Below are 26,006 nucleotides of genomic sequence, written 5' to 3' on the forward strand. Positions count from 1 at the left end.
AGCTTGTCCCTACCGCGACCCACGGGGTGGCGGGAAAGTTTGGCACTGTTTTACAAGGGGCTGACGACATGGGCTATTGCAACCAATTCGAACCGGACGACACGGCTATCGTTTCGCACATCGGCGGGCGCGGTCCGGGTGCCGCCGTGGTGGTCGATCAATGCCTGACCGCCTATGCGGCGGGCGATCACAATGCGTTGTTCGACCTCGGCGTGGTGTTTTCGACAGGTTCCAACGGTGCACCCCGCGATCTGATCGAGGCGCACAAATGGTTCAACATCGCCGCGGCGGCAGGCCATGAAGAAGCGGCGCTCAGCCGTTCCGAAATCGCCGAGGAGATGAGCAGCCGCGAAATCGGCGAAGCACAGCGCCGGGCCCGCGCCCACATGGCCACGATGATGAAACGCGCCGCCTGAGGCTCCGATCCGCTAGCTGCGCTTGAACGGGGCCATGCCTTGCAAGGCGGATTTGCTCGCGTCGATGCCCTCGCTTTCCTCACGCAGGAAATCCGCGACGGCGCGGCGAAAATCGGGGTGGGGTATGAAATGCGCCGACGTGGTGCGCACCGGTTCGTACCCCCGCGCCAGCTTGTGCGAGCCTTGCGCGCCGGCCTCGACCCGCGAAAGCCCGCGTGCGATGGCGGCATCGATCGCCCGGTAATAGCAAAGCTCGAAATGCAGGAAGGGCTTGTCGACGAGCGCGCCCCAGTAGCGCCCGTACAACGCGTCCGGCCCGATGAAATTGAGCGCGCCTGCCACCGGCGTTCCATCCTCGAATGCCAGCATCAGGAGCACATCCTCCCCCATGCGTGCGCCGATCAGATCGAACGCCTCCCGCGTGAGGTAGGGCGTGCCCCATTTCCGCGCGCCCGTATCCTGATAGAATTGCCAGAACGCGTCCCAGTGTTCCGGGCGGATGTCATCGCCGACGAGGTCGCGAATTTCGAGTCCTTCGACCGCGCGCGCGCGTTCCTTGCGGATGGCCTTGCGCTTTCGCGAGGCGAGCGAATCGAGAAACGCCTCGAAATCGGTGTAGCCGCGATTGGTCCAGTGAAACTGAATATCGTGACGCAGCAGCCAGCCGGCCCGTTCGAACAATGCCTGCTGTTCCGGCGCGACGAAGGTGGCATGCGCGGAGGACAGCCCTTCGCTTTCACAAAACCGTTCAACCGCGGCGAGCAGCGTGAGGGCGACGTCCTCGTCCGCGGCAAGGACGCGCGGCCCGGTGGCGGGCGTGAACGGGACGGCGATCTGCAATTTGGGATAGTAGGATCCGCCGGCCCGTTCCCACGCATCGGCCCAGCCGTGATCGAACACATATTCGCCTTGGCTATGCGCCTTCAGATAGGCGGGCACCACGCCCAGCATCGGCGCATCGGCCGATTCCCCTGCGTGAAGCGTCATCGGCAAGGGGGTCCAGCCGCTGTGCCCGCCGACGCTGCCCGATTGTTCGAGCAGGGCCAGGAAACGATGGCTGGTGAACGGATTGCCATCGTGGTTCAGCGCATCCCACGCCGCCGCATCGAGCGCACCGACCGAACCGTTCAAGCGTATGGTCGCGCTCTCGCTCACGCGATACCCTTGCCTTCCGCGATGGGCGCATCGCAGCTGCGTTGCGCAAGCTTTCGCTGCTTGCTGGTGCGCACGGTCCAGGTCAGCGCGATCATGCCGCGCGCCCTTTGCCGGGCGATGAAGGGATCGGGAAGGTCGCGAATGTCACAGGCAAGGAAGTCGGGTCGCGACCGCGTAATTGCAAGCGATCGCGCGGTTCGAAAGGCGAATACGCCGCCGGATTCGCGATATTCGCGCCGCCCCGTCACGAGCCCGCGCGGACGGTTCGGCACGACATCCGCGAACCAGCGGACGATGTCCCGGTCAAAGCTCATGATCGCCGCTTTTCCGCGATAATGGCGCAGCGCCCGCGCCACCGAGCGGCACAAGCCCTGCGACGGCATGGTCCTGTGAGACTTGATCTCGATCAGCACCGGAACCCGCCCCGCGACCCGGCGCAGCAAGGTTTCCAGCCGCCACAGCGTGCCGCCGCCACGCAGGCCGATCGGCTCCAGCCCCGCGGCGTCGAAATCGCGCAAGGCACCGCTTCGTTCGGTCAGCCGCTCCAGCGTCCAGTCGTGGAACACCATCGCATGGCCGTCGCGGCTCGCCTGCACATCGCACTCGATCCCGTAGCCGCGTGCGACGGCCGCCTCGATCGCGGCGCGGGAATTTTCCGGGCAGCCATCGCCGTGCAGACCGCGATGGGCATAGCGCCACTCGCCGAGCCAGCGAAAATCCGCCCGCGTCGCCACGGGTTCAGCCGGCGCGGATCTGCAGGATAGCGTCGATCTCCACCCCGGCGCCGAGCGGCAGGACCGGGACGCCCACCGCGCTGCGCGCGTGGCGCCCCGCCTCGTCCAGAACGTCGAACATCAATTCGGAAGCCCCGTTGGCGACCTTCGGCTGGTCCGTGAAATCGGGCGTCGAATTGACGAAAGCGCCAAGTTTGACGACGCGCTCGATCCGGTCGAGAGTGCCCAGCGCCTTCTTCGCCTGCGCCAGGATCATGATGCCGCACGCACGCGCCGCGGCCACCCCTTCGTCGAGCGAAAGCGATTCGCCGAGCCGCCCCTTCACGATTTCGCCGTTCACGAACGGAAGCTGCCCCGAAATATGCAGCATGCCATTCGCCTCGACCGCCGGAACATAGCTTGCGACGGCGGCGGCGGCTTCGGGAAGGACGATGCCGAGCTTGGCCAGCCGTGCCTCGATTTCGGTTTCGGTCATGCGTTTTCCTTTTCCATACGGTCGAGTAGCCAGGGCAGCGCCGCGTCCCAATCATCGATCCGCGCATGGGCGTCGCCCGCCTCGAACGCGCAATCGACATGGGCGGCGACACCCGGTTCTCCCACGAAATGCAGGCGCGTCACATGCGGCGCAAGTGTGGCGACCGAATTGTGGTGGACCGACAGATCGTCGATAAAGAATGCGCGCCTGTGCTCGCCGCGCTCGGCCAGGATCTTCGCGAGGGCCGGCCCCTTCGGCCCCTGATTGGTGTAGACCGGCACGTCGAGGCCGAGAGCGCGCAATTGTTTCGTCCGGGCGTCGGCGCGAAAATCGTTGAGATTGGTCAGCACGACGACCTCCGCCTGCTCGGCCAGGGCATGCATGGCGGCGATGGCGCCGGGCACCTCGTCCTGCCGGTGCATCTCGGTGTCGAAAAACCCGTTCAGCAAGCGCCACATCTCTTCCTGCTCGAGCGCAGCGTCGCTGCCCCGCCGCCGCATTCCGTCGAGGAACCCGCGCGACAGGTCGAACTCGACATCGTGCGCCTCGTCCAGCCAGTCGCGAAAATGCACGACCATGCGCAGCAGCACCTCGTCACAATCGGTGATGACCAGCGGCTTGCTCATTCGTAATTCCTTCCACCCAGGGCGTGGCGTGCCGCGATGATGCGCCCCGGTTCGCATTGCAACGCATCCGCGGCGGCCAGAAGATCGCTTTCGTGATTGGCGAGAAAATCGAGAACGGCGAGTTGCACGCCGCGTTCCCGCAATCCTTCGCGCAGGAAATCCGGCGTCAGACCGGTGAGCGAAAGCAGGCGGTCGGCTCGCGCATCGTCGCCAAGAACCCATGAAAGCGCCAGCAAAGCCGTCGTTTCGGCATCTTCACGGTCTAAAGTCGGATCAATCATTGCCAAAGGTTCATCTGTGGTTCATTTTCGGAGCGAACGATCTTCGCGATCGGCACATACCACCGATAGGGGACCGATGTGACGAATAGGGTGTTCGTTGTCGAGGACAACGATCTTAATCGCAAGCTTTTCTGCGATCTTCTGGTCGCGCATGGCTATGTCGTCGAAGCCAATGCGGACGGCACCGATTTTGTCGAACGGGCCGCCGCCTTCGCACCCGATCTGGTGATCATGGACATACAGCTTCCCGAACTCTCGGGCATATCGCTGATCGAGGCGATGCGCAGCGACGCCAGGCTCAAGGCCGTGCCGGTCCTCGCGGTGACCGCCTATGCCGGAAAGGGGGACGAGGAGCGGATCCGTATCGCGGGCGCAGAAGGCTATCTGGCAAAGCCCGTTTCGATCGCGGCGTTCATGGCGGCCGTCACGCGGCTTTTGCAGGGGTGCGTCGCGGCCTGAACCTGCGGGTTGCCCGCGGCCCGCAACCCATCGCGGGGCCTGTCTGCGCGTGCTCCGGATCGCCGCGAAGCTTGACAGCGGCGCCGCTCCCGGCTTTGCCCATCGGCCAGACGCAGTTTGCCGGAGATTGTCCACGCCATGGACCGCGAAGATACCAAGGCCCGCATCGATACGCTCATCGAGCCGTTCAACAAGAAGAACGTCGAGATCACCGAAAGCACCAGCTTTGCCAACGATCTGGAGTGGGACAGCCTGACCGTCATGGATTTCGTCGCCGCGGTGGAGGATGAATTCGACATCATCATCAGCATGAACCAGCAGGCCGAGATCGAGAATTACGGCCAGCTGGTCGATGCCGTGGCCAAGCTGCGCGAAGGGTAATCCCATGACCGAAGCGAGCGCACAGCCGCACAAGCCCGAGCCCATCGCGGAGCCGGACGGCGCGGTCGCCGATCTGTTCAGCAAGTTCGATCCGTTGATAAAACAGCGCCGCGAATTGCTCGACACCGGGGTCACCGATCCGTTCAGCCTGGTGATGGAGCGCGTGCTTTCGCCGGTGACGGCGGTCTGCAACGGGCGGGAGACGATCCTGCTCGGCACCTATAATTACATGGGCATGACCTTCGATCCCGACGTGATCGAGGCGGGCAAGACCGCGCTCGACGATTTCGGGTCGGGCACCACCGGCAGCCGCGTTTTGAACGGCACCTATAGCGGGCATCGCGAATGCGAGGATGCGCTGCGCGAATTCTACGCCATGGATCATGCCATGGTCTTCTCCACCGGGTATCAGGCCAATCTCGGCATCATTTCGACCATTGCGGGCAAAGGCGATTACATCGTGCTCGACATCGATTCGCATGCGTCGATCTGGGACGGATGCGCGATGGGTCAGGCCGAGGTCGTGCCGTTCAAGCACAATGACATCGACGCCATGGAAAAGCGGCTGAAGCGCATTCCCGAAGGCGCGGGCAAGCTCGTCATTCTCGAAGGCGTGTATTCCATGCTGGGCGATGTCGCGCCGTTGCAGGAGATGGTTGCCGTCGCCAAGAAACACGGCGCGATGGTGCTCGTCGACGAAGCGCATTCGATGGGGTTCATCGGTCCGAACGGGCGCGGCGTCGCCGAAGCGGCGGGCGTCATGGACGACGTCGATTTCATCATCGGCACGTTTTCGAAAAGCGTCGGCACCGTCGGTGGTTTCTGCGTGTCCAATCATTCCAAGTTCGAGATCATGCGGCTCGTGTGCCGGCCCTATGTCTTCACCGCGAGCCTGCCCCCGTCGGTGGTTGCGACGGCCACGACCTCGATCCGCAAGCTCATGCATGCGGGCGAGAAGCGCGAGCATCTGTGGACCAATTCGCGGCGCCTGCATCTCGGCCTGCAAAAGCTGGGCTTCACGCTCGGCACCGATGCGCCGCAGAGTGCGATCATCGCGGTGATCATGCCCGATCTGGAGCAGGGCGCGGCCATGTGGGAAGCGCTTTTGCGCGAGGGGCTCTACGTCAATCTCGCCCGGCCGCTAGCGACACCTGCGAACATGACATTGCTGCGCTGCTCGCTTTGTGCGGAACATTCCGAAGAACAGGTTGGGCAGATCCTCACCATGTTCGAAGCGGCGGGCAAGGCGGTCGGGATCATCTGATCCCGGCCTGCCCGGCGTTCATGGTGCGTCGCTGCGCTGCACGCTGGTCGCCGCTTCGCAGGCGCTGGCCGGACCTTCCCCGTCCCCGCCGATGAAGGACAGCGCGACGAAGCCGCCGACCAGAAGCACGATGAATACGGTGGTGAGAAGCCCCAGATATTTGTCGATGAACCGCTTGATCGGCGCGCCGAAGACCCGGAACAGAATACCCACCGTCATGAAGATCAGCGCCCTGCCGGCGATGCTGGCGAGCACGAAGGGGATGAGCGCCATCTCGATGAAGCCGGCGGTGATCGTCAGCAGCTTGAAGGGCACCGGCGTCGATCCGGCGACCAGAATGATCTCCCAGTCCTTTTCCCGGAGATAGCACGCCGCGATCGGGAACTTGTCGGCGAGACCCAGCGCGCCGAGCAGCGCCTGCCCGATCAACTCATATAGAAAATACCCGATCGCATATCCGAACAGTGCCCCGACGACCGAGGCGGCCGTGGTGATCGCGGCATAGCGGATCGCCCGCTCCGGCCGGGCGAGGCACATCAGGCCGAGCAAGGGATGCGGCGGTATCGGAAAAAAGCTCGATTCCATGAAGGAGATCAGGGCGAGCCAGCGTTCGGCATGCCGATGCCGGGCCTTTTCAACCGTCCATTCGTAAAGATCGCGAAGCAGGCGCATCGTTCGTCAATTTCCCCAGTGAAGCGTCGCCTTAGGCAATATCCCGGCCAAGTGACAGGGCGAAAACCGGTTTTTATAACCTATTTGGCACTTTTATATTGACATCGTCACGCTCTTTGGTTAGAGAAGAAGAACATCGCGATAGACCGAGTCGGCGGCCTAGGGGACGGCGCCGATGTTCACGCGGTGTCAGCAACATCGGAGAACGCCATGCCCAAGGCAAACCAGGACAACACGTCGGTTCCGGCAAAGGACTGGCGCCCGGCTTTTCTCGAAAAGCTGTCGCAATCGTCGAATGTGGCTTTGTCTGCCCGCGCCGCGGGCGTCGATGTCAGCACCGTCTATCGCGTTCGCCGCACCGAGGCCGCCTTTGCACGGCAATGGTTCGATGCGCTGTGCGATGGATACGATGCCATGGAAATGGATCTGCTGCACCGGCTCCGGGCGGGCGAGCTCGACGGGGGCGACGCCAAGACACGCAAGAAACGCCGGTTCGACAATGCCAACGCCCTGCGCCTGCTCGCGGCACATCGCCAGTCGGTCGGCAAGGCCCGCGCCCTTCGCGATCAGAAGGACGAGGAAGCGACGCTGGCCTCGATCAATGCCAAGCTCGACCGGATGCGCGAACGCATGCGAGCCGCCGACGAATTGCTGGGAAGTGATGGCGAACAAAATGGCAACATTTCGCCGTCCGATCACGGATGAGGCTCGCCGACAGGCTTAACTGGCTGCTCACGCTTCCGGCCAAGGACCGCCTTACCGTCCTCGACCTGTTTGACGATGCGGAGCGGGAGGAGCTGCGCTGGCACTGGGAACTATGGGCGAGGCCCGAACAATTGCCGCCGCCGGGAGACTGGCGAACGTGGCTCATCTGTGCCGGGCGCGGCTTCGGAAAGACCCGCGCCGGCGCAGAGTGGGTCCGCATGGTCGTCCGCCGCAACCCGGAGGCGCGTATTGCGCTCGTGGGGGCGTCGCTGGCGGAGACGCGGGCGGTGATGGTGGAAGGGGAAAGTGGAATACTGGCCACATCCCCTCCCCATCGCCGCCCCGTTTTCGAACCCTCGCTGCGCCGGCTGACCTGGCCGACGGGGGCGCAGGCGTGGCTTTATTCCGCCGCCGAGCCCGAAGGCCTGCGCGGTCCGCAGCATAGCCATGCATGGTGCGACGAGATCGCGAAATGGGAGATCGCCGGCGAGCGGGCGACGCGGGCGTGGGACAACCTGATGCTGGGCCTTCGCCTTGGCGAGTGCCCGCAGGTTCTGGCGACGACGACGCCGAAGTCCGTCGAATTGCTCAAACGGTTGATGGTAAGCGAGACGACGGGCGAGACCATCGTCACGCGGGGCACGAGCTATGAGAACGCGGCCAATCTGCCGGCCCGCTTTTTGAAGGATATTCGCGCCGATTTCGGGCGCAGCGCCATCGGGCGGCAAGAGCTCGAAGGCGTGTTGCTCGAAGATGTCGAGGGCGCCTTGTGGACTCGCGACATGCTTGAAAACTGCCGCGAGACGGCGGGAGTCGCCATGGAGCGGGTGGTCGTCGGGGTCGATCCGCCGGCCAGCGCGAAAGGGGATGCGTGCGGTATTGTCGTGGCCGGATTGGGCACCGACGGCATCGCACGCGTCCTGGCCGATTGTTCCGTCGTCAAGCCCACGCCCGAACAATGGGCGCGGGCGGCGGCGGGGGCGGCGCGCATGTGGAACGCCGACCGCGTCGTCGCCGAGGCCAATCAGGGCGGCGCGATGGTGGAAAGCGTCATGCGCGCCGCCGATGTGAATCTGCCGATCAAGCTGGTCCATGCCAGCCGAGGCAAGGTCGCGCGCGCCGAACCGGTTGCCGCGCTCTACGAAGCGGGGCGCGTCCGCCACCAGGGCGTGTTCGCCGAAGTCGAAGACGAAATGTGCGCGCTGGTGTCCGGAGGCGAATATCACGGCCCGGGCCGGTCGCCCGACCGGGCGGATGCGCTTGTCTGGGCGCTGACCGAATTGATGCTGAGTCCATCCGGACGCCCGCGAATTTGGGTGCAATAGGAGCCTTTTATGTCATTTCTCGAAACGCTGGGCGCGGCCTTCAAGGCCGCCCCGGCCGCGCGTCCGCCCCTGGCGCCGCCCTTCGCTTCGCCTTGGCTGTTCGCCGACGCGGGGCCGGGGGCTGCGCCTTACGAATACCGCAACTCGGTAAGCTCTGCGTTCCTGGACAATCCGGTGGCGCAGCGCGCCGTGCGCATGGTGGCCGAAGGGGTGGCAAGCACCCCGCTGGCGCAGACCGACGAGACGGTGATGAAACTTGTCGCTGCGACGAGTGCGGGGCAATCGCTGCTCGAAACGCTGGCTGCGCAGGTTCTGCTCCATGGCAATGGCTATGTGCAGATCATCAAGGATGCCACCGGCACACCTTGCGAACTGTTCGCGCTGCGGCCTGAACGCATGACTGTGGATCCCGGCCCGGATGGCTGGCCCCGGTCGTGGCGTTATCGCGTGGGGGAAAATCTCGTGACGCTCCCGGTGGAGGATGACACGCAGCATCCCAATGTCGTGCATATCCGCACGTTCCACCCCGGCGACGATCATTACGGCGCAGGCAGCCTTTCGGCGGCGCATCAATCGGTCGCCATTCACAATGCGGCGGCGCGGTGGAACCGGATGCTGCTCGAAAACGCGGCGCGTCCCTCCGGCGCGATGGTTTACGATGCGGGGGACGGGTCGACGCTCACCTCCGAACAGTTCGAGCGGTTGAAGGCGGAACTCGCCAGTGCATTTCAGGGCAGCGGCAATGCCGGGCGGCCCATGCTGCTCGAAGGTGGGCTGAAATGGCAGAGCCTGTCGATGTCGCCGGCCTATATGGATTTCGCCACGCTGAAATCGTCGGCTGCGCGCGATATTGCACTGGCATTCGGCGTGCCTCCTATGCTGCTCGGGCTTCCGGGGGACAACACCTACTCCAACTATCGCGAGGCCAATCGCGCGCTGTGGCGGCTGACCCTGTTGCCGTTGGCCAAGAAGATCCTCGATGCGTTGAACGAGGCGCTCGTCGCCTGGTGGCCGGAGGTTACGCTGCGGGTCGATCTCGACCGCGTGCCGGCGCTTTCCGAAGACCGGGAGAAGCTGTGGAGCCAGGTCAACGACGCCGATTTCCTGAGCGAGGATGAGAAGCGCGCGATGCTGGGCCTGCCGCCGCGCGAACCGGCGGGAGAGAGCGGCAAGCCCGGAAAGGACGACACCAAATGAACCGTGAAGACATGCTTGCCCGGCTCATCGCGCAGGCAGAGGACACAGGCGGCGACTTGGTGACGATGCGCGCCGTCGTGGAAGAGGCGAGCGAGCTTGGCGCGGCGCGCGTGTTGACCCGCATGGGTCTCGACGATGCGACCGCGCATGGCGACCTCGCCGAATTGCGCGAATTGCTGCGGGCCTGGCGCGATGCAAAGCGCAGCGCGTGGAAGGCCGTGATCGAATGGACGGTGCGCGGGATTCTTGCCCTGCTGCTGTTCGCCATTGCCATGCGTCTCGGCGCGGGGGAGATTTTTCGATGAGACTGGAAACCGCAATTGATGCCTCAGCGCTCCCGCCGGCGCTGACCCGCATGCCGACGGACGATTTCGGCGCAATCCGCTTTGCAGGCTATGCCGCGCTCTTCGATACGCCCGATGCCGGACGCGATGTCATCCGCAGGGGGGCCTTTTCGCGCAGCCTCGCGCAACGCAGGCTGAGCGGCGAGGCCGTGCCGCTTCTGTGGCAGCATCGGCCCGACCAGCGCATCGGATGGGTCGAGAGAATTACCGAGGACGATCGCGGTCTGCGGGTCGTGGCGCGGATCGACAATGCCGACAGCATGGCCGCGAAACTGCTTCGCAAAGGATCCCTCTCCGGCTTGTCATTCGGCTATCGGACCGGCGCATCGTCGACCACCCGGCTCGACGATGGCGGCGAAGGACGCGAGTTGCAGGCCGTCGATCTTTTCGAGGTCAGCCTCGTGACCCGGCCCATGCAGCACGGCGCCCGTGTGCATTTCGTGACCTGACCGACCGCTGCGACCGCAGCCCGATTTTTCCCATTCGCTTCGCCAAGCAAGCGATGCCCATGCCGCCCGCCCGCTCGCGAGCGGCACCCCGAACGGCCGCCCTCAAAGGCGGCCTTTTTCACGTGCGAAAGGTTATTTGCCCCATGGATATGGAATACAAGACGGAAAGCCTCGACGCTTCCTTCGACATCGTCGCCCGTCAGGACGCCGCCGATGACAAGATCAAGACGCTGCGCACCGATGTCGACGAAATCCGCAACCGGCTCGACAAGGTGAGCCGGGCCGCCGCGCGCCCCGTGCTTGACGGAGGGCAGCCCGCCCGGACCGCAGAGGTCGAAGGGTTCGTGGACGGCTATCTGCGCAGCGGCCGTGAAACCGAGCTGAAGAGCATGTCGGGCATGGTGCCGGGTGATGGCGGCTATGCCGTGCCGCGCGAAATCGACGCCATGATCGCCCGGACGCTTTCCAATATCAGCCCGATCCGCCAGATCGCGCAGGTCGTGCAGACCGGCACGGCCGGCTATCGCAAGCTGATCACGGCGGGGGGCACCGCCTCCGGCTGGGTCAGCGAAACCGCGGCACGGCCCGAAACCTCGACGCCGGCGTTCCATGAAATCGCTCCGCCGACCGGCGAGCTTTTCGCCAACCCTGCTGCGAGTCAGGCCATGCTGGACGATGCCGGTTTCGATCTCGAAATGTGGCTCGCCGGAGAGATCGCGGCGGAGTTTGCACGGGCCGAGGGCAGCGCCTTCGTTTCGGGCACCGGCGTCGATCAGCCTTCGGGCTTCCTCAATTCGCCTCTGTCCACGCTCGACGATGCGGCGCGCGGCTTCGGCGCGCTGCAATATATCGGATCGGGTGACGATATCGGTTTCGATTCGGAACCCGAAGCACGACTCATCGATCTCGTGCATACGCTCAAGGCTTCGCATCGCCAGGGGGCGAGCTGGGTCATGAATTCGTCCACGATGGCGGCTGTGCGCAAGCTGAAGACGACCGACGGCGCCTTCCTGTGGCAGCCCGGCATGGTCGAGGGTCAGCCGGACCGGCTGCTCGGCTATCCGATCGTGGAGGCGGAGGACATGCCCGATATTGCGGCTGGCGAATGCCCGATCGCGTTCGGCAATTTCCGCGCGGGATACCTGATCGCCGAACGCTCGGCGACCGCGATCCTGCGTGATCCGTTCACGCACAAGCCCTTCGTCCACTTCTACGCGACGAAGCGGATCGGCGGGCAGGTGCTCGATTCCGAAGCGATCAAGCTGCTTCGCATCGAGGCGTAATCCGGACCCTGTCGGAAGCTCTCGCTTCTGCCGGGATGCGTGTGTGTCCCCTTCGCGCATTCCGAACTGATGCGCCCGTGCCTGGCCCGAACGCCAAGGCACGGGCGCATTTTTTTGCCCCACCCGACACGAAAGGCTGCCCATCATGAAGCGCGCCATCATCGCGCCCGTGCCATTGCCGGCCTCGGCCCTTGCCGAACTGAAGCAATGGCTGGGCATCAACACCACGCGCGAGGATGCGCTGCTGACCGCCCTGCTCCACGCTGCGCTCGATATTTGCGAAAGCTATACCGGCCTGCGCCCGATCGAGGCCTATTGCGAAGAGATCTGGCCCACCCGGACAGAAACCGCGCCCGGACAGTGGCAGACATTGTCCACACGGCCGGTGCAGCGCATCGCATCCATCGAAACCGTTTCTCCGGACGGGGTTCGCGCCCTGCTTCCATCCGATTCCTGCGCCATGGAACTGGATGCCGATGGAACGGGACGGTTCCGTATCATGGACGCCCATGGCGCGCGCCGCGTGGCTGTGCATTTCACCGCCGGGATGGCCCCGGGATGGAACGCGCTGCCGGATGCGTTGCGCCAGGGTGTCCTGCGGCTTGCAGCGCATCACCATCGCGCCCGGGATACAGGCGACGGCACGCCCGCTCCGCCGATGGCCGTGACCGCTTTGTGGCACCCGTGGCGCCGGATGCGTCTCATATGATCCGCGCCGACATCATCTTCGATACGGCGCGCCTTGTTTCGGCGGGCCTGAACCGGGCGCGTGTGCGCCGCAAGACTGGCCGCCGCGTGCCGCCAGAGGAACGCTGGCGCCGCGCTGACTGGCTGTGGCCGGACCTTGCCTTCCAAGATCGGGAGAGTTCCGATGGAAATTGAATTGCGCAGCGTGATGCTCAACGCTTTTGCCGACAATCCGGTCCTGTCCAGCGAGCTGAACTCGATCACGGAGGAGGCGCCCGCACGGGCGAGCCTTCCCTGGCTCGCCATCACCACGAGCGCCAGCACCGACTGGAGCCACAAGACCGGGCGCGGGCGCGAAATTCGCGTCGCGGTGGAACTGCAATGCCGCGGCGACGATCCCGCGACAGCGGCGCTGCTCGTCCGGCGCATCGAAAAAGCGATCGAGGATATTTCGGAAGAGCAGGACGGCTTCACCATCGTGAGCGCGCATTTCCTCCGCGCCCGTACGGAGCAGCGCCGCCCCGCCGTCCGCGCCATTCTTTTCGAATATCGTTTCCGCCTTCTGGCGCACTGACCCTTTCCAAATGGAGAACACCCCATGACTGCACAAAAAGGCAGCGCATTCCTGCTGAAGATTCGCAATGCCGAAAGTCCGGGAAGCTATCGCACCGTCGCCGGCCTGCGCACGACGCAGATGTCGATCACCAGCGACGCAGTTGTCATCACCAGCAAGCTGTCGGGCGGCTGGCGCGAATTGCTTTCGGGTGCAGGCGTGCGACAGGTTTCGGTCAGCGCCGCCGGCATTTTCCTGGGAAGCGAGGCAGAAAACGCCATGCGGGACCACGTTCTCGCCGGCACCATCGACGATTACGAACTGAGCTTCGAGGATGGCGCGCGCATGCAGGGCCGGTTCCTGGTTCAGCGGCTCGATTACGCCGGCGATTTCAACGGCGAGCGTAATTATACCGTCTCGCTCGAAAGCAGCGGACCTGTCGTCGCGGTGCCGGCATGACGCCCGGCGAGACGGCCAATGCCGCGCGCGGCGAGGCAGCGATCGAGATTGCCGGTCGCAAGCGTCGCCTGCGTCCGAGCTTCAACGCTCTCGTCGCAGCCGAGGACGAGCTCGGCCCGCTGTTCGAGCTTGTCGAGCGTGCGGGCGATGGCCGGCTGAAGCTGGCCGAGATGACGGCGCTGTTCTGGCATTGCCTCGCCGATCGCGGCGATATCGGGCGCGAGGACGTCGGCGAGGCCATCGCCGCGCAGGGGCTTGCCGCAAGTGCCGCCCCGCTTCGCGCGATCCTCGCACAGATTCTCCAGGGCAGCGGATGAGCAGCGCGCGGGAGGGAACATTCGCCTCGGTCGCGGAACGGCTGTGTGGTCATTGCGCCATGTTGCTCGGCTGGCGACCGGCCGAATTCTGGGAAACGACGCCGGCCGAACTGGCCTGCATCCTGACCGCGATGCGCAGCCCCGAAACGGGCGCGGTAGAGCCGCTTGCGCGCGATGAGATGCAACGGATGATGGAGCGCGACAATGGATGAAGAACTCGATACCATGCTGATCGACGTGCGGGCCAGCACGCAAGGTTTCGCCAGCGACATCGCCAAGATGCGCGCCGATTTCGACACCACGCTGACCGCAGGTTTCGACCGGGCGGGAAGCGTGCTCGAACGCAGTCTTCTCGGTGCGATCCGGACCGGCAATCTCGGTTTCGAGGATCTGAAACGCACCGCGATGCGGGTTCTCGACGATATTGCCGGGCGTGCCCTTCGCACCGGTCTCGATCAGATTTCCGGCGGGGGCGGCGGCGGATTGCTCGGGATCGGAACGGGCCTTCTGGGCGCCGTGCTCGGCCTGCCGGGGCGGGCGACGGGGGGCAACGTGTCGCCCAACATGCCATATCTTGTGGGTGAGCGCGGTCCCGAACTCTTCGTGCCGACCAGCGCAGGCCGGGTCGAAACCGGCACAGCCTCCGCGCCGGCGCGCGATGTGCGCGTGTCGATCAATCTCGTGACCCCGCCGGGCGGCAATTCCGCACAAAGCCTGCAGCGCTCCAGCCGACAGGTGGCAAGCGCAGTGCGCCGGGCTTTGCTGACATAATGAAAGAAAGGGGGCCATTGTGGCTTATTGGCTCGCGAAGAACCGCAAGGGGCAGGAAACCGACTATATTCAGCGTTTCGATCCCCGTTTCTGGACGGTAAATTTTCCGCGCCCGATGATGGCGGCGGTGACGACGACCGCTGTCGATGCCCTGCGCGTCGATTGCACATTCTACCGGGCCGACGACCTCGCCGGCCTGATCTGGGACAGCGTGGATACGATCGATCATCCGCTGACCGCCTATATCACGAACCGGGATTACCGGCGGCTGAAACTTTCGTTTCGCTGGCGCTCGGCCGGGATCATGCCGCTGGACGCGATCAACGGGCCGACGCTGACGATCGAGGGGCGCGACGCCGGCGGCCAGCCTCGCGCGTGGTATGTGCGCCTCTGGAACTATGCGCAGGGCACGCCGCAGGACGCGCGCATCACGCTCGATTTTTCCGATCTCGACGGGGGATTTCTGCTTCCTGCGGAGGCCGATCCCGTACATTGCGCAGATATCGACCGGCTTTTTTTCTCGCTGGTTCCGCCCGGATACGATCCTGTGGGTGGTGATCTGCCGGGCGCGGTCGAAAGCTTTGTCGAGATCAGCGATATTACGGTGGATGGCGCAAACGCCGTTCTGGAAATCGGTGACGTGATGGTCCCGCCCCACGGCATCGGCATGTGCACCGCCTTCGACGATAGCGGCACCCAGACACCGGCGCGCCTGATCCGGAATATCCGGGCTCTCGGCTATCGCGGGGAAATCGTCCACTACATGGGAATGAGCCATTATTTCCGGCTCGTCGCAGCAGGAGATGCGCAATATCGGGTGGATGATCAGGCTGCGGCGTTCAACAATGCCGCCGCCGCCTGGCATCTGGCTTTTTTCGCCGAATGTCGGCGGACCGGATTCGAACCGATCGCATCGCTGTCTTACGAACTGCTGGCCATGCATTGTCCACCAGAATGGCAGCAGCGCGACGCGGATGGCAATCCGGCGCAGACCGGCTGGGAGCCGCCCTCATCGCTTTTGTCGCCGGCCAACGATGAGGCGATGAACTATCTTCAGCGGGTCGGCAGCGCGGCTGCCGACCTCATGAAACGGGCCAGAGTTCCCGTTCGGTTTCAGATCGGTGAACCGTGGTGGTGGATGTTTTCGGACGGGCGGATCTGTCTATATGACGATGCGGCGGTGGCTCGTTTCGGGGGGAATCCACCCCGCATCGACACGCTGACCGCTCCGCTGAATCAGGCCCAGAAACAGCTTCTCGACACGGCAGGCGCAGTGCTTTCCGCATCCACGAAAGCTTTGGGGGAGGCTGTGCGCGACGAGGCGGGGGGCGCAATCGATCTGCGGCTCCTGGCGTTCTTGCCGACCGTGCTGGACCCGGCGATGCCCGAGGCCCGGCGTGCGAACCTCCCCGTCGGGTGGGCCTACCCGGCTTTCGACCGGCTCCAGCTCGAGGATTATGACTGGCTCACTGCCGGGCGTGCCAATCTGCGGGAAGAAGCATACGCCGAAACGGATGCACGGCTTAAATATCCCAAATCCTTGCAGGATTACCTCTCGGGCTTCGTCCTCCTCGCACGCGATGCGTCGCGCATGTGGCCGCTCATCGACGAAGGGCTGGACGAAGCGGCCAAACGCGGCGTGCCCCGCCGCTTCGTATGGGCGTCGCCGCAGGTGATGCGCGATGGTTACGTTCGCCACACGGGTAGCGGGCCTGACGATGACGAAGGGAAAGATGACATGAAAGCCTTCGACGATATTCCTTACCCTCTCGCACTTGGCAACGGCACAGCCGTGATGCCGGAATTTTCGACCAGCATCGTCGTGACTGCTTCGGGCCACGAGCATCGCAATACCTTGTGGTCCGATGCGCGTCTGAAATTCGACGTGGGACCGGGCATTCGCTCGGAGCACGAACTCGGCGTCCTCCTGTCGTTCTTCCGGGCGCGGCGGGGTGCGGCGCGCGGATTTCGCCTGCGCGATCCCAACGACTTCAGTTCCATGGCAATGTCGGGTACGCCGACGCCGTATGATCAGCTTCTGGGTATCGGCGATGGGGTCCGCACGCGTTTCGAACTTGTAAAGCATTACGGCGTGGGAAGTGATGCTCAGATCCGCCGCATCACCCGGCCGGATCCGGGCACTGTCATGGTCAGCGTTGACGGGGTCGAAACCGATGCGTGGACGCTCGATCACCTTGGCGTCATACGCCTGGACAAGCCAGCACCGCGGAATGCCGATGTGCGCGCCGGATTTCTTTTCGACGTTCCGGTCCGGTTCGCCGAAGACCGGATCGAGGTCAATAGCGCGGTCTTTGCAGCCGGTGAAGCGCCCAGCGTGCCGCTCATCGAATTGCGGGAGGCGGTATGACGCGTCACTGGTTTTCCGGCGAGCTGGAAACGGTCGCGAGCTATTGGCGTGTCTATCGTCGTGACGGGGTGACGCTGGGCTTCACCTCGCATGACCGGGATCTTCTCATCGACGATATTCGACACCGTAGCGCGCCCGGTATGGTGCCATCGGCAATCCGCATGACCGCGCAACTCGACCCGGACAGTGCCGAAGTTCAGGGCGCACTCGATCACCGGGCGATCACTGGCAGCGATCTCGTCGCTGGCCGTTACGACGATGCCAGGGTCGAAATCGGGATCGTCGATTGGGAAAATCTGGAACACGAAATTCTCTTTTCCGGCATGATCGGGCGGGTTGCGCGCGATGGGGAAGCATTCGAGGCCGAACTGACATCGAGCAAGGCCCGTTTGGCGATCGATCCCATCCCGCGGACAAGTCCGACATGTCGGGCGCTTTTCTGCGGTCCTGGCTGCAATCTTTCGAGTGCACGTCATAGCCACGAAACAAAGATCGTGGCGGTCGATAGCAGCCAGAATTCCGTTTCCATATCCGGCCAGTTGACCGCCGCGGACTTTCTCGATGGCACACTGCGATGGCTGGATGGCAATGCGGTAAGAGTCGTTCATCGGGTCATCGCCGTCGATGGTGGCAGGCTTTTGCTTGACCCCGACATCCCGGACGACATCGGCCCGGGGGCACGCGCGCTTTTGCGCGAAGGCTGTGATCATCGGCTCGAAACCTGCGCCGAAAGATTTGGCAACGCCATCAATTTTCGGGGCGAGCCGTTTCTTCCAGGTAACGATCTGCTCACGCGCTATCCGGTCCCGGGATCGTGATCGGCGAACAGCTTGCGCATGCCGCGATGCAGTTTTTGGACGCCCCGTTTCGTATTCACGGGCGCGATCCGGCCACCGGGCTCGATTGCATCGGGCTGCTCCACGCCTCGCTTTCGGCGGTCGGAAGGGCGGCGCAACTGCCCGTGGGGTACAGGCTGCGAAACGACGATGTCGAATGCTATCTCGGCTATGCGGAGAAATGCGGATTAAGGCCCGCGGACGGAGACACGCCGGGCGACGTCGTTCTGGCCTGGGTTCATCGCATGCAGCCCCACGTGGCAATCCGCGGCTTTGGCCCTGATTTCATTCACGCGCACGCAGGTTTGCGCAGGATCGTTGCCGTCCCGATCGATCAGGGGTGGCGCATAGCCCATCGTTGGCGCCTTTCCCGATAACGAAGGAGAACGAAAGATGGCTACATTGGTACTGACGGCCGTCGGCACGGCTCTTGGCGGTCCGCTGGGTGGGGCGCTTGGGGCTTTGGCCGGGCGGTCCGTCGATCAGGCGATCATCGGCACGCCTTCGCGGGAGGGGCCGAGGCTCAAGGACCTTTCGGTCACGATGTCGAGCTATGGCCAGCCGCTGTCGCGCATTTTCGGCACGGTGCGCACTGCCGGAACGATCATCTGGGCGACCGACCTCGTCGAACGCAAGGAAAGCACCGGCGGCAGCAAGGGACAACCGGGAGTGACGAGCTATTCCTACTCGGTGTCGCTCGCCATCGCCCTGTCGAGCGCGCCGATCGAGGCGGTCGGGCGGATCTGGGCCGATGGCAATCTGCTGCGCGGCAGCGCGGGCGATCTGAAAGTCGGCGGGGGCATGCGGCTCTATCGCGGATATGGGGATCAGCCGCTCGACCCACTTATTGCGAGCGACCGGGGAAGCGGCCGCACGCCAGCCTTTCGCAACATTGCCTATGTCGTGTTCGAGGATCTCGATCTTTCCGAATTCGGAAACCGCATTCCAGCGCTCACGTTCGAAGTCATCGAACGTGGCGGCGATATCCGGCTGATTGATATGATCGGCGGTGCTTCGGTAGAGGTGAGTGTGAAATTGCCGGGACTGAGTGGATTCAGTCACGAAGCGGGTTCGTACGCCGCACTTCTCGAGGAACTATCGACTGCCTATCCCCTTGCCTGCGATACCCGTAATGAAACGCTCGCTCTCGTCGATACGACCCCCGATGGTTCGCGAACACCTGTTGTCCTGCCGCCGACCGCTATGGGCGCCGACGACGATTTCGGGCGGCGGACCGGCATCTCGCGTCAGCGGGCGGCAAAGTCGGACCGCACGCAAATCGCTCTTCGCTATTATGACAAGGACCGCGATTACCAGCCAGGCCTCCAACGCAGCGGAGGCCGAACGGTGGTCCAGGGGCCACAAACGATCGAATTTCCTGCCACGATGCGCGCAAACGATGCACGACGGCTTGCCGACCGAATTGCCGCGCGGAGCGATGCACGCCGCGAAACGATGGCCTATCGGATCGCAACGATACATCCCGATATTCGGCCAGGCGCGCATGTCATCGTGCCCGGTGAGCGAGGGCTCTGGCAGGTTCTTTCGTGGGAATGGCGGGAAAGCGGCATCGAACTGGAGCTTGAGGCCCTTCGCACGGTCGGTCAGATTGGAAACATGCCGACCGGCGCGACCGGACAGGGAAATCCGCCGGTTGACCGGATCGGCGGATCGACATCCCTGGCTGTGTTCGAGCTTCCCTGGGATGGCGTAGGGGCGTCCGACGTACCGACGGGATACGCTGCGACATCGTCCGATGCGGTGGGGTGGACCGGCGCTGCACTCTACAAAAAAACGGGTGTCGGCGCGCTCGCATACGTTCGGCCGGCGCTGCGCAGCCGCGCGGTGATCGGGACGCTGACAACGCGGCTACGCGCCGCCTCCCCCCACATCGTTGACCGGCATGGCGGCGTGGTCATCGAATTGCTGCCAAGCGACCAGGCACTTGTTGATTGTGACATGGCGTCGCTTGCCAACGGTGCCAATCGTGCCCGAATCGGATCGGAAATCGTCCAGTTCGCAAAAGCGACCGCCCTTGGTGATGGGCGTTGGCGGATCGACCAACTTCTCCGGGGCCGCGGCGGCACCGAAGCCGAAATTGCCGACCACGAACCGGGAACACAATTCGTTCTTCTGGATGAGCGGCTGACCCCGCTTCCACCATCCGCAATCGACAACCCGGTGCCAGATGCGATCGTGGCACTCGGCAATTCGGATCCGGAGCCGGTGGTGGCACCGATCGAAAATGCGGGCCTTTCGCTGCGGCCGCTTGTCCCCGTTCATGGCCGCGCCGAAACATTCGCCGATGGCTCGATCTTAGTGAACTGGGTTCGCCGGGCACGAGGCGGATGGCAATGGCTTAATCAGGTCGAAACACCCTTGAACGAGGTGAGCGAGGCATACGAAATCTCGGCGCGAACAGCACAGGGCGAAACTCTTTTCTGGGAAACCAAGACATCCAGCCTTCTGATTTCACCGCTCGACGCCAAGCGGCTTGCGCCCCTCAGGACGATCGAAATTCGACAGCGTGGACGCGTTTCGTTGTCGCTTCCCCTCGTGCTCGCATTGCCCGCCGTACTTTGAATTTGAAAGGAATATCCCATGACCGACCCGGTGACATTCGATGAAAGCACCCCGCGTTTTGCCTTTCCCATGCTCTATGCCGCGCAGGCGCAAAAGGAATATTTCGTCAATGAAGCGCTTTCGCGGGTCGATGCCCTGATCCAATGCGTGGTGGAGGGAATTGCCTCCAGCGAACCGGCAGCGCCGCAGAATGGGCAGAACTGGATCGTAGCCGATGCAGCGAGCGGAGCGTTTCAGGGGCAGGACGGAAAGATCGCGTGCCGTCAGCAAGGACAGTGGCTTTTCGCCGCGCCAAACCCGGCCATGCTCGTATTCGATCGCACCCTTGGCAAGCAGCGCCGGTTCGACGGAGAATGGATTTTTGCCCAGGAAGTCGAACTGCCTACCGGTGGCTCGATTATCGACAACGAAGCCCGGAGCGCCGTCGCCGCGCTTCGCGAAGCGATGGTCCGTGCGGGCATTCTGACCGGTGCGGAAGAAAATGTACCCTGACGGGAACGAAGCGCCAGATCGTTGGTTTTGCCCGATAACGTGAGGGTAGAATTTAAGCCTATTGTCGAAGTGACCGCCCTGAGAACTTGGTGATGCGCAAATGCAACGCATTACAATTCTTCGGCGCTTGCGTGCGTTTATAATGGACGATAGAAGCTGCATCGTGGCCTCTATCAATAGTTTGGATAATAAGGGGAAACGCTTATGCGTAAACTCGTAATAGGCATGGCAATGGCCTCGACAGTCATCGCCTCGCCGGCTTTTGCCCGCGACAATGCATGGTATGTCGAACTGAATGCCGGTCCGATGATCGTCGAAGACATGGACTTCGACATTGGTGCCGTTGATAACGCGGCCAGTGCCGATTTCGAATATGGCGGTGATTTCGGTGGCGCAGTCGGTTACGACTTCGGCATGTTCCGTCTCGAAGCGGAAGGCGCCTACAAGAAGGCCGACATTGACGAACTGGAATCGAATTCCTCGATCCCGAGCTTTGGCAATGACGACTTCGTGAATGGCGTTTTCGACGCCAACGGTTCGGTCGACGTGCTGTCGTTCATGCTGAACGGCATGGTCGATTTCGGCGATGACGATGGCCTTCAAGGCTTCGTCGGCGGCGGTGCTGGCGTTGGTCGTCTGGATGTGGACGGCACGCTTAACAACAACGGCCCCGGCTTCCTCGACGACTCCGACACGCGTTTCGCATGGCAGGCAATCGCCGGTGTGCGTGCCGCTCTGACTGAAACGATCGACGTCGGCCTGAAGTATCGTTACTTCAACCTTGACGGCGCCGATTTCATCGACAGCGTTGGTCGCGACACGTCGGGTGATTTCACCTCGCACTCGCTGCTTGGCACGCTGACCTTCAACTTCGGCATGGCGCCGCCGCCGGCTCCGGTCGCACCCCCGCCGCCCCCGCCGCCCCCGCCGCCGCCCCCGCCGCCCCCGCCGCCGGCTCCGGTCGCGGAATGCAACACCGGCCCCTATATCGTGTTCTTCGATTGGGATTCGGCCTAGGTTACGCCGGAAGCAGCGACCATTCTCGACAGCGCGATCAATGCCTATGGCAATTGCAACCGCGTTCCGATCATGCTGGCTGGCTACACCGACCGTTCGGGTACGGTGCAGTACAACCAGGGTCTTTCGGAGCGTCGTAACCAGTCGGTTCGCTCGTACCTCACGGCACGCAGCATTCCGGGTACCGCAATCACCAGCCAGGCGTTTGGTGAGGCCAACCCGCGTGTTCCTACTGCGGACGGTGTCCGTGAACTTCAGAACCGCCGGGTGGAAATCACCTACGGTCCGGGTTCGGGCATGTAAGCAGCCGATCACCATCGGTAAAAGAAAGGGGCCGGAGAAATCCGGCCCCTTTTTCGTTTTCTAATCAGGATAATCGAGAGGGTCTTCGGCTCCTATCTTTCGAAATCCATCTCTCCGCAAACGACAACTGTCGCATAGCCCACACGGCCTGCCATCGGAACGCGGGTCATAACACGACCAACTCATCGCCGGGTCGAGCCCAAGGCGCAATGCCTCCGCTGCGATCTCGTCCTTTCCCAAGTGCTGAAGGGGGGCCTGAATGCGAAAACGGCTCCCCTCTGCCCCCGCCTTTGTCGCAAGATTGGCGATGTCTTGAAACGCGGAGATAAATTCCGGTCGACAATCGGGATATCCGGAATAATCCAGAGCATTCACGCCTATAAAAATGTCCTCCGCTCCGATCGTCTCCGCCCAGGCAAGGGTGAGCGACAAAAAGACAAGGTTTCGAGCCTGCACATAGGTCACGGGGATCGTATCGCCGAGGCCGTCCTTTGGCACCGCGATGTCATCGGTAAGCGCAGAGCCCCCAAAAACACTCAGATCCAACGGTAGGATACAATGGCGGGTCGCGCCCAGTGACTGGGCGATCCGCGCAGCACTTTGCAGTTCCCGCCTGTGCCTCTGATTATAATCTATAGTGAGAGCATTGATGGCATAGCCACGCTCTTTCGCGATGCCCGCCGACACCATGGAATCTAGCCCGCCTGACAGCAGGACGACCGCAGGCTTTCGACTTCCGTTGTTTTCAGTCATTCCAAATCGCTACCGTTCGACACCATGCCATGCAAGCGGGGGCGTCAAACTTCGATCCGGAACACCTTCGAACAAAACGCGCAGTCGACGTGAACCAAGCCATCATCGGCGCGCATCTCGACCCGTTCTGCTTGTGGAAAGCGCGAAAGCACGTCGATGTAATGTTCGGCCGTGCATCGACATCCACGCATCAAAGCGGGCATGGGCTCGATGCGTATCTCGCTCTCTTCGTGGAACAGGCGCCACAAGATCTGCTCGATCGTCAGCGATGGATCGACCAGCTCGGAATGCCGGACGCTCCCACCCATGACCGCGATATGTTCCCAGTCCGGGTGATCCATCTTCACGTGGAGTCGCTCGCGGCCTTCTTCGCCCTGCGGCAAATGCTGAATCAGCAATCCGCCGGCGATGCAATGGGTGCCATCGAAACGGACCGCCACGCGCATGATCGTCGGGACTTGCTCCGACTGTCGGAAATAACTCTCGCACGCCTGAGCAAGGTCGGTCCCGTCCAGAGGCACGATACCTTGATAGCGCTGCTTCTTTTCGGCCAGATCGAACGTCATCGCCAGATGCGCATCTTTACCGAAAAGATCGCGGAGCGCCGTATTCGAACCATGCGCCGCGAGCCTTTCCGCGTCGTATTTGACGTAACCGCGCACGGCCCCATCACGGTAATCGCATACCAGCAGGTCGATCAGTCCCGACGCCGACTGTGCCTGCATGGTCAGCTGACCGCCTTCCCCTTTAAGAAGCGACCCCATGAGAGCGGTCAGGATCAGGGCTTCTGCAAGAAGGTGCCGAATCGGTAGCGGATAATCATGCGCCGAAAGGATTGTGTCCAGAACCGGCCCCATCCGGACACAACGGCCGCGAGCGTCCCGATCGGGAATCGAAAACGCGACGAGCGAATCGAAAACAGATTCCGGCATTTCGATTTCAGTCACAACTGCCCCAACGCCCACAGTAGGATCGACTTTTGTGCGTGCAGTCTGTTTTCAGCCTCGTCCCATACCCAGGACCGCTCGCTTTCGAAGACGTCCTGCGTCACCTCGTCGCCGACATGGGCTGGCAGACAGTGCAGAAATCCCGCATCGGTCTTTGCGTAGCCCATGAGTTCAGCGTTGACCTGATAGGGCTGCATCGCCGCGATCTTTTCATCGGCCATCGCCTGCCCCATGGATACCCAAGTATCGGTGACAAGAATATCTGCATCCCGAGCCGCGGCGCGTGCGTCGGTCATAACATCGATACGCGCACCCCTTTCCCTGGCGAAGGCGAGGAACTCGGCTGACGGGGCGAACCCGTCGGGAACGGCGCACCGCACATTGAAGCGCATAAGCCCCGCTGCTTCGAGGATTGAGTGCAGCACGTTATTGCCGTCACCAAACCAGGCTAGCTCCAATCCTTTGAGCGGCTTTCCATGCTCAACGATGGTCAGCAGATCCGCGACGATCTGACACGGGTGCGATCGATCGGTGAGCCCGTTGATCACCGGAACGGTCGCGTGACGCGCCATTTCCTCAACCTTTGCATGATCGTCGGTGCGGATCATGATCGCATCGACCATCCGCGACAGCACGCGCGCCGTATCGGCGATACTCTCGCCGCGGCCCAGTTGCATGCTTCCTGCTTCCATGATCAGCGACGTTCCGCCGAGCTGGCGCATTGCCATATCGAAGGAGACGCGCGTCCGGGTCGAGTTCTTCTCGAAAATCATGGCGAGCGTGTGCCCCGCCAAGGGCGCATCGGCATCGGGACGCCCCTTCGCCCAGGCGGTCCGGGCGGATTTCCTCGTTTTCGCATCGTCGATCATGCGCGTGATCGCGTCTGATCCTGCGTCGGACAGATCCAGGAAATGCCGAACACTCACGGCTTGTAATCCGAAGCGCCGGCAGACAGCTTATCCATGAATTCATCGATATGCGCGTCTTCGATGACCAGCGGAGGCAGAACCCGGACGACATTTTCACCCGCCGCCACGGTGAGCAGTCCATGATGGTCGCGCAGATGCGCCACGAACGGACGGCTTTCGACGGTCATCCGCACGCCGAGCATGAGACCCAGCCCCCGCACCTCGCAGAACAGTTCGGGGTAATTGCCGATGAACTGCTCCAGCCGTCCACGCAGCTTCTGCCCCATCTCGCGGACGTGAACAAGAAATGCATCGTCGGTGACGACATCCATCACCGCACTTCCGGCCGCCATGGCGAGCGGATTGCCGCCGTAGGTGCTCCCGTGCGTACCGAAGACCATGCCGCGCGCTGCCTTCTCGGTCGCGAGACATGCGCCGAGCGGGAAACCACCGCCGATGCCCTTTGCGGTCGCAAGAATGTCTGGCTCGATGCCGAATTGTTCGTAGGCATACATCGATCCCGTCCGCGCGACGCCGCACTGCACCTCGTCGAGGATGAGCATCAGGTCGTTCGCATCCGCAATGTCGCGAAGCCCCTTCAGGAAGGCATGATCCGCGACGCGAATACCGCCCTCCCCCTGCACTGGCTCGACAAGGAACCCGGCCGTATGTGGCCCGACCGCCGCCTTCGCAGCGTCGAGATCGTTGAATTCGACGTAGCGGAAGCCGGGCAAGAGCGGCTGGAATCCCTTGTGCATTTTTTCCTGATTCGACGCACTGATCGTGGCCATCGTCCGCCCGTGGAATGCCATATCGAAGGTGATGATCTCGAATTTTTCGGCGGAACCTTCCGACTGGTGGTAGGCGCGTGCCGTCTTCATGGCCGTTTCGACCGCCTCGGCACCGGAATTGGTGAAGAACACCGTATCCGCAAAGGTCGCGTCGACCAACTGCCTGGCGAGGCGTTCCCCTTGCGGGCTGCCGTACAGGTTTGACACGTGCATCAAGGTATCGGCCTGCTTCTGTATCGCGCCAATCAGTCCGGGATGGGAGTGGCCGAGGAGGTTCACCGCGATGCCGCTGGCAAAATCGAGGAAGCGCCGGCCATCCTCCGAAACCAGATGGCAATTGTCACCACGCACCGGACGCACGTCGCAGCGCGGATAGACGGGCATCAACGGGGTGATCGACATGACATGGCTTCCTTGTATGATACTGCTGGCTTGTATTCCGATGCCGGACCCGC

At 63.0% G+C, this 26,006-nt stretch carries 32 protein-coding genes and 1 pseudogene; 23 read left to right on the plus strand and 10 right to left on the minus strand.

Annotated elements, in window-relative coordinates:
* Positions 1–68: 68 nt before the first annotated feature.
* Positions 69–416, plus strand: coding sequence for a hypothetical protein (locus JD971_RS04570; RefSeq protein WP_236672271.1), 348 nt, complete (start codon positions 69–71; stop codon positions 414–416).
* Positions 417–428: 12 nt separating this feature from the next.
* Here the strand turns inward: JD971_RS04570 and JD971_RS04575 are convergent, their stop codons facing one another.
* The 5 genes from JD971_RS04575 to JD971_RS04595 are packed head-to-tail and all read right to left on the minus strand — an operon-like array spanning position 429 to position 3,687.
* Positions 429–1,571, minus strand: a complete 1,143-nt coding sequence (locus tag JD971_RS04575; RefSeq protein WP_202086240.1) for a GNAT family N-acetyltransferase — start codon at positions 1,569–1,571, stop codon at positions 429–431.
* On the minus strand, positions 1,568–2,305 hold the full coding sequence (locus JD971_RS04580; RefSeq protein WP_202086243.1) for a glycerophosphodiester phosphodiesterase family protein: 738 nt from the start codon (positions 2,303–2,305) through the stop codon (positions 1,568–1,570). Before JD971_RS04580 ends, JD971_RS04575 begins: the two co-directional genes overlap by 4 nt.
* A 4-nt stretch (positions 2,306–2,309) precedes the next feature.
* Entirely contained in the window at positions 2,310–2,780 is a 471-nt protein-coding gene (locus JD971_RS04585) for a RidA family protein (RefSeq protein WP_202086245.1), read from the minus strand.
* The gene (locus JD971_RS04590; protein ID WP_202086247.1) at positions 2,777–3,406 is read right to left on the minus strand and encodes an HAD family hydrolase; all 630 of its coding nucleotides are present in this window, start codon (positions 3,404–3,406) and stop codon (positions 2,777–2,779) included. Before JD971_RS04590 ends, JD971_RS04585 begins: the two co-directional genes overlap by 4 nt.
* A complete protein-coding gene (locus JD971_RS04595; RefSeq protein WP_202086249.1) occupies positions 3,403–3,687 on the minus strand; it encodes a DUF3572 domain-containing protein in 285 nt (94 codons plus the stop codon). The genes JD971_RS04590 and JD971_RS04595 overlap by 4 nt, the downstream gene beginning before the upstream one ends.
* Before the next feature lie 78 nt (positions 3,688–3,765).
* Between JD971_RS04595 and JD971_RS04600 the strand changes: the two genes are divergently transcribed.
* The 3 genes from JD971_RS04600 to JD971_RS04610 all read left to right on the plus strand — a co-directional run bounded on the left by JD971_RS04600 (position 3,766) and on the right by JD971_RS04610 (position 5,791).
* Complete coding sequence (locus JD971_RS04600) at positions 3,766–4,146, plus strand: response regulator (protein ID WP_202086251.1); 381 nt, start codon at positions 3,766–3,768, stop codon at positions 4,144–4,146.
* Between the two features lie 138 nt (positions 4,147–4,284).
* The gene (locus JD971_RS04605; protein ID WP_202086253.1) at positions 4,285–4,527 is read left to right on the plus strand and encodes an acyl carrier protein; all 243 of its coding nucleotides are present in this window, start codon (positions 4,285–4,287) and stop codon (positions 4,525–4,527) included.
* Between the two features lie 4 nt (positions 4,528–4,531).
* A complete protein-coding gene (locus tag JD971_RS04610; protein WP_202086254.1) occupies positions 4,532–5,791 on the plus strand; it encodes an aminotransferase class I/II-fold pyridoxal phosphate-dependent enzyme in 1,260 nt (419 codons plus the stop codon).
* Between the two features lie 18 nt (positions 5,792–5,809).
* Here JD971_RS04610 and JD971_RS04615 read toward each other — a convergent pair whose 3' ends face one another.
* A complete protein-coding gene (locus JD971_RS04615; RefSeq protein ID WP_202087351.1) occupies positions 5,810–6,457 on the minus strand; it encodes a YqaA family protein in 648 nt (215 codons plus the stop codon).
* A gap of 216 nt (positions 6,458–6,673) precedes the next feature.
* Here JD971_RS04615 and JD971_RS04620 point away from each other — a divergent pair, with 216 nt between their 5' ends.
* The 19 genes and pseudogenes from JD971_RS04620 (at position 6,674) to JD971_RS04710 (ending at position 22,152) form a co-directional block, all read left to right on the plus strand.
* Positions 6,674–7,168 carry a hypothetical protein gene (locus JD971_RS04620; protein WP_202086255.1) on the plus strand — a complete coding sequence of 165 codons (495 nt, stop codon included), beginning with the start codon at positions 6,674–6,676 and terminating at the stop codon, positions 7,166–7,168.
* Positions 7,165–8,493: a DNA-packaging protein gene (locus JD971_RS04625; protein WP_202086256.1), complete on the plus strand. Its 1,329-nt coding sequence runs from the start codon at positions 7,165–7,167 to the stop codon at positions 8,491–8,493. The genes JD971_RS04620 and JD971_RS04625 overlap by 4 nt, the downstream gene beginning before the upstream one ends.
* 9 nt (positions 8,494–8,502) lie before the next feature.
* The gene (locus JD971_RS04630; RefSeq protein ID WP_202086257.1) at positions 8,503–9,690 is read left to right on the plus strand and encodes a phage portal protein; all 1,188 of its coding nucleotides are present in this window, start codon (positions 8,503–8,505) and stop codon (positions 9,688–9,690) included.
* Positions 9,687–9,995 (plus strand): DUF6127 family protein, encoded by a 309-nt coding sequence (locus tag JD971_RS04635; protein ID WP_202086258.1) that lies wholly within the window; start codon positions 9,687–9,689, stop codon positions 9,993–9,995. The genes JD971_RS04630 and JD971_RS04635 overlap by 4 nt, the downstream gene beginning before the upstream one ends.
* A 50-nt stretch (positions 9,996–10,045) precedes the next feature.
* Positions 10,046–10,483, plus strand: coding sequence for an HK97 family phage prohead protease (locus tag JD971_RS04640; RefSeq protein WP_202087354.1), 438 nt, complete (start codon positions 10,046–10,048; stop codon positions 10,481–10,483).
* A 143-nt stretch (positions 10,484–10,626) separates the two neighbouring features.
* Complete coding sequence (locus JD971_RS04645; protein ID WP_202086260.1) at positions 10,627–11,766, plus strand: phage major capsid protein; 1,140 nt, start codon at positions 10,627–10,629, stop codon at positions 11,764–11,766.
* A gap of 145 nt (positions 11,767–11,911) precedes the next feature.
* The gene (locus JD971_RS04650; protein WP_202086261.1) at positions 11,912–12,475 is read left to right on the plus strand and encodes a head-tail connector protein; all 564 of its coding nucleotides are present in this window, start codon (positions 11,912–11,914) and stop codon (positions 12,473–12,475) included.
* Entirely contained in the window at positions 12,472–12,648 is a 177-nt protein-coding gene (locus tag JD971_RS04655) for a hypothetical protein (protein WP_202086262.1), read from the plus strand. The genes JD971_RS04650 and JD971_RS04655 overlap by 4 nt, the downstream gene beginning before the upstream one ends.
* On the plus strand, positions 12,638–13,027 hold the full coding sequence (locus JD971_RS04660) for a DUF3168 domain-containing protein (protein ID WP_202086264.1): 390 nt from the start codon (positions 12,638–12,640) through the stop codon (positions 13,025–13,027). Before JD971_RS04655 ends, JD971_RS04660 begins: the two co-directional genes overlap by 11 nt.
* 24 nt (positions 13,028–13,051) lie before the next feature.
* Positions 13,052–13,465 carry a phage tail tube protein gene (locus tag JD971_RS04665; protein ID WP_202086266.1) on the plus strand — a complete coding sequence of 138 codons (414 nt, stop codon included), beginning with the start codon at positions 13,052–13,054 and terminating at the stop codon, positions 13,463–13,465.
* A complete protein-coding gene (locus tag JD971_RS04670; protein WP_202086269.1) occupies positions 13,462–13,782 on the plus strand; it encodes a gene transfer agent family protein in 321 nt (106 codons plus the stop codon). The genes JD971_RS04665 and JD971_RS04670 overlap by 4 nt, the downstream gene beginning before the upstream one ends.
* Positions 13,779–13,994 (plus strand): phage tail assembly chaperone, encoded by a 216-nt coding sequence (locus tag JD971_RS04675; protein ID WP_202086271.1) that lies wholly within the window; start codon positions 13,779–13,781, stop codon positions 13,992–13,994. Before JD971_RS04670 ends, JD971_RS04675 begins: the two co-directional genes overlap by 4 nt.
* Positions 13,987–14,553, plus strand: a complete 567-nt coding sequence (locus JD971_RS04680; protein WP_202086273.1) for a tail tape measure protein — start codon at positions 13,987–13,989, stop codon at positions 14,551–14,553. Before JD971_RS04675 ends, JD971_RS04680 begins: the two co-directional genes overlap by 8 nt.
* Positions 14,554–14,572: 19 nt before the next feature.
* Positions 14,573–16,921: a DUF2460 domain-containing protein gene (locus tag JD971_RS04685; protein ID WP_202086275.1), complete on the plus strand. Its 2,349-nt coding sequence runs from the start codon at positions 14,573–14,575 to the stop codon at positions 16,919–16,921.
* Positions 16,918–17,739, plus strand: coding sequence for a DUF2163 domain-containing protein (locus tag JD971_RS04690; RefSeq protein ID WP_202086276.1), 822 nt, complete (start codon positions 16,918–16,920; stop codon positions 17,737–17,739). Before JD971_RS04685 ends, JD971_RS04690 begins: the two co-directional genes overlap by 4 nt.
* Positions 17,736–18,134, plus strand: a complete 399-nt coding sequence (locus tag JD971_RS04695) for a C40 family peptidase (protein ID WP_202086278.1) — start codon at positions 17,736–17,738, stop codon at positions 18,132–18,134. Before JD971_RS04690 ends, JD971_RS04695 begins: the two co-directional genes overlap by 4 nt.
* A gap of 424 nt (positions 18,135–18,558) precedes the next feature.
* Entirely contained in the window at positions 18,559–20,340 is a 1,782-nt protein-coding gene (locus JD971_RS04700; protein ID WP_202086280.1) for a phage tail protein, read from the plus strand.
* 69 nt (positions 20,341–20,409) lie between these two features.
* A complete protein-coding gene (locus JD971_RS04705; protein WP_236672272.1) occupies positions 20,410–20,832 on the plus strand; it encodes a DUF2793 domain-containing protein in 423 nt (140 codons plus the stop codon).
* Positions 20,833–21,036: 204 nt separating this feature from the next.
* Positions 21,037–22,152, plus strand: a pseudogene (locus JD971_RS04710) (OmpA family protein).
* A gap of 60 nt (positions 22,153–22,212) precedes the next feature.
* Here the strand turns inward: JD971_RS04710 and queC are convergent.
* From queC to JD971_RS04730, 4 genes are read right to left on the minus strand one after another with little or no spacing between them, the layout of a single operon-like run.
* Positions 22,213–22,905 carry a 7-cyano-7-deazaguanine synthase QueC gene (gene queC / locus JD971_RS04715; RefSeq protein WP_202086289.1) on the minus strand — a complete coding sequence of 231 codons (693 nt, stop codon included), beginning with the start codon at positions 22,903–22,905 and terminating at the stop codon, positions 22,213–22,215.
* Positions 22,906–22,949: 44 nt separating this feature from the next.
* Positions 22,950–23,837, minus strand: coding sequence for an Hsp33 family molecular chaperone HslO (locus tag JD971_RS04720; RefSeq protein ID WP_202087356.1), 888 nt, complete (start codon positions 23,835–23,837; stop codon positions 22,950–22,952).
* Positions 23,838–23,848: 11 nt separating this feature from the next.
* On the minus strand, positions 23,849–24,778 hold the full coding sequence (gene argF / locus JD971_RS04725) for an ornithine carbamoyltransferase (RefSeq protein WP_202086292.1): 930 nt from the start codon (positions 24,776–24,778) through the stop codon (positions 23,849–23,851).
* Positions 24,775–25,953, minus strand: a complete 1,179-nt coding sequence (locus JD971_RS04730; protein WP_202086295.1) for an aspartate aminotransferase family protein — start codon at positions 25,951–25,953, stop codon at positions 24,775–24,777. The genes argF and JD971_RS04730 overlap by 4 nt, the downstream gene beginning before the upstream one ends.
* Between the last annotated feature and the right edge of the window lie 53 nt (positions 25,954–26,006).

Source organism: Croceicoccus sp. YJ47 (assembly GCF_016745095.1).
Lineage (GTDB): Bacteria > Pseudomonadota > Alphaproteobacteria > Sphingomonadales > Sphingomonadaceae > Croceicoccus.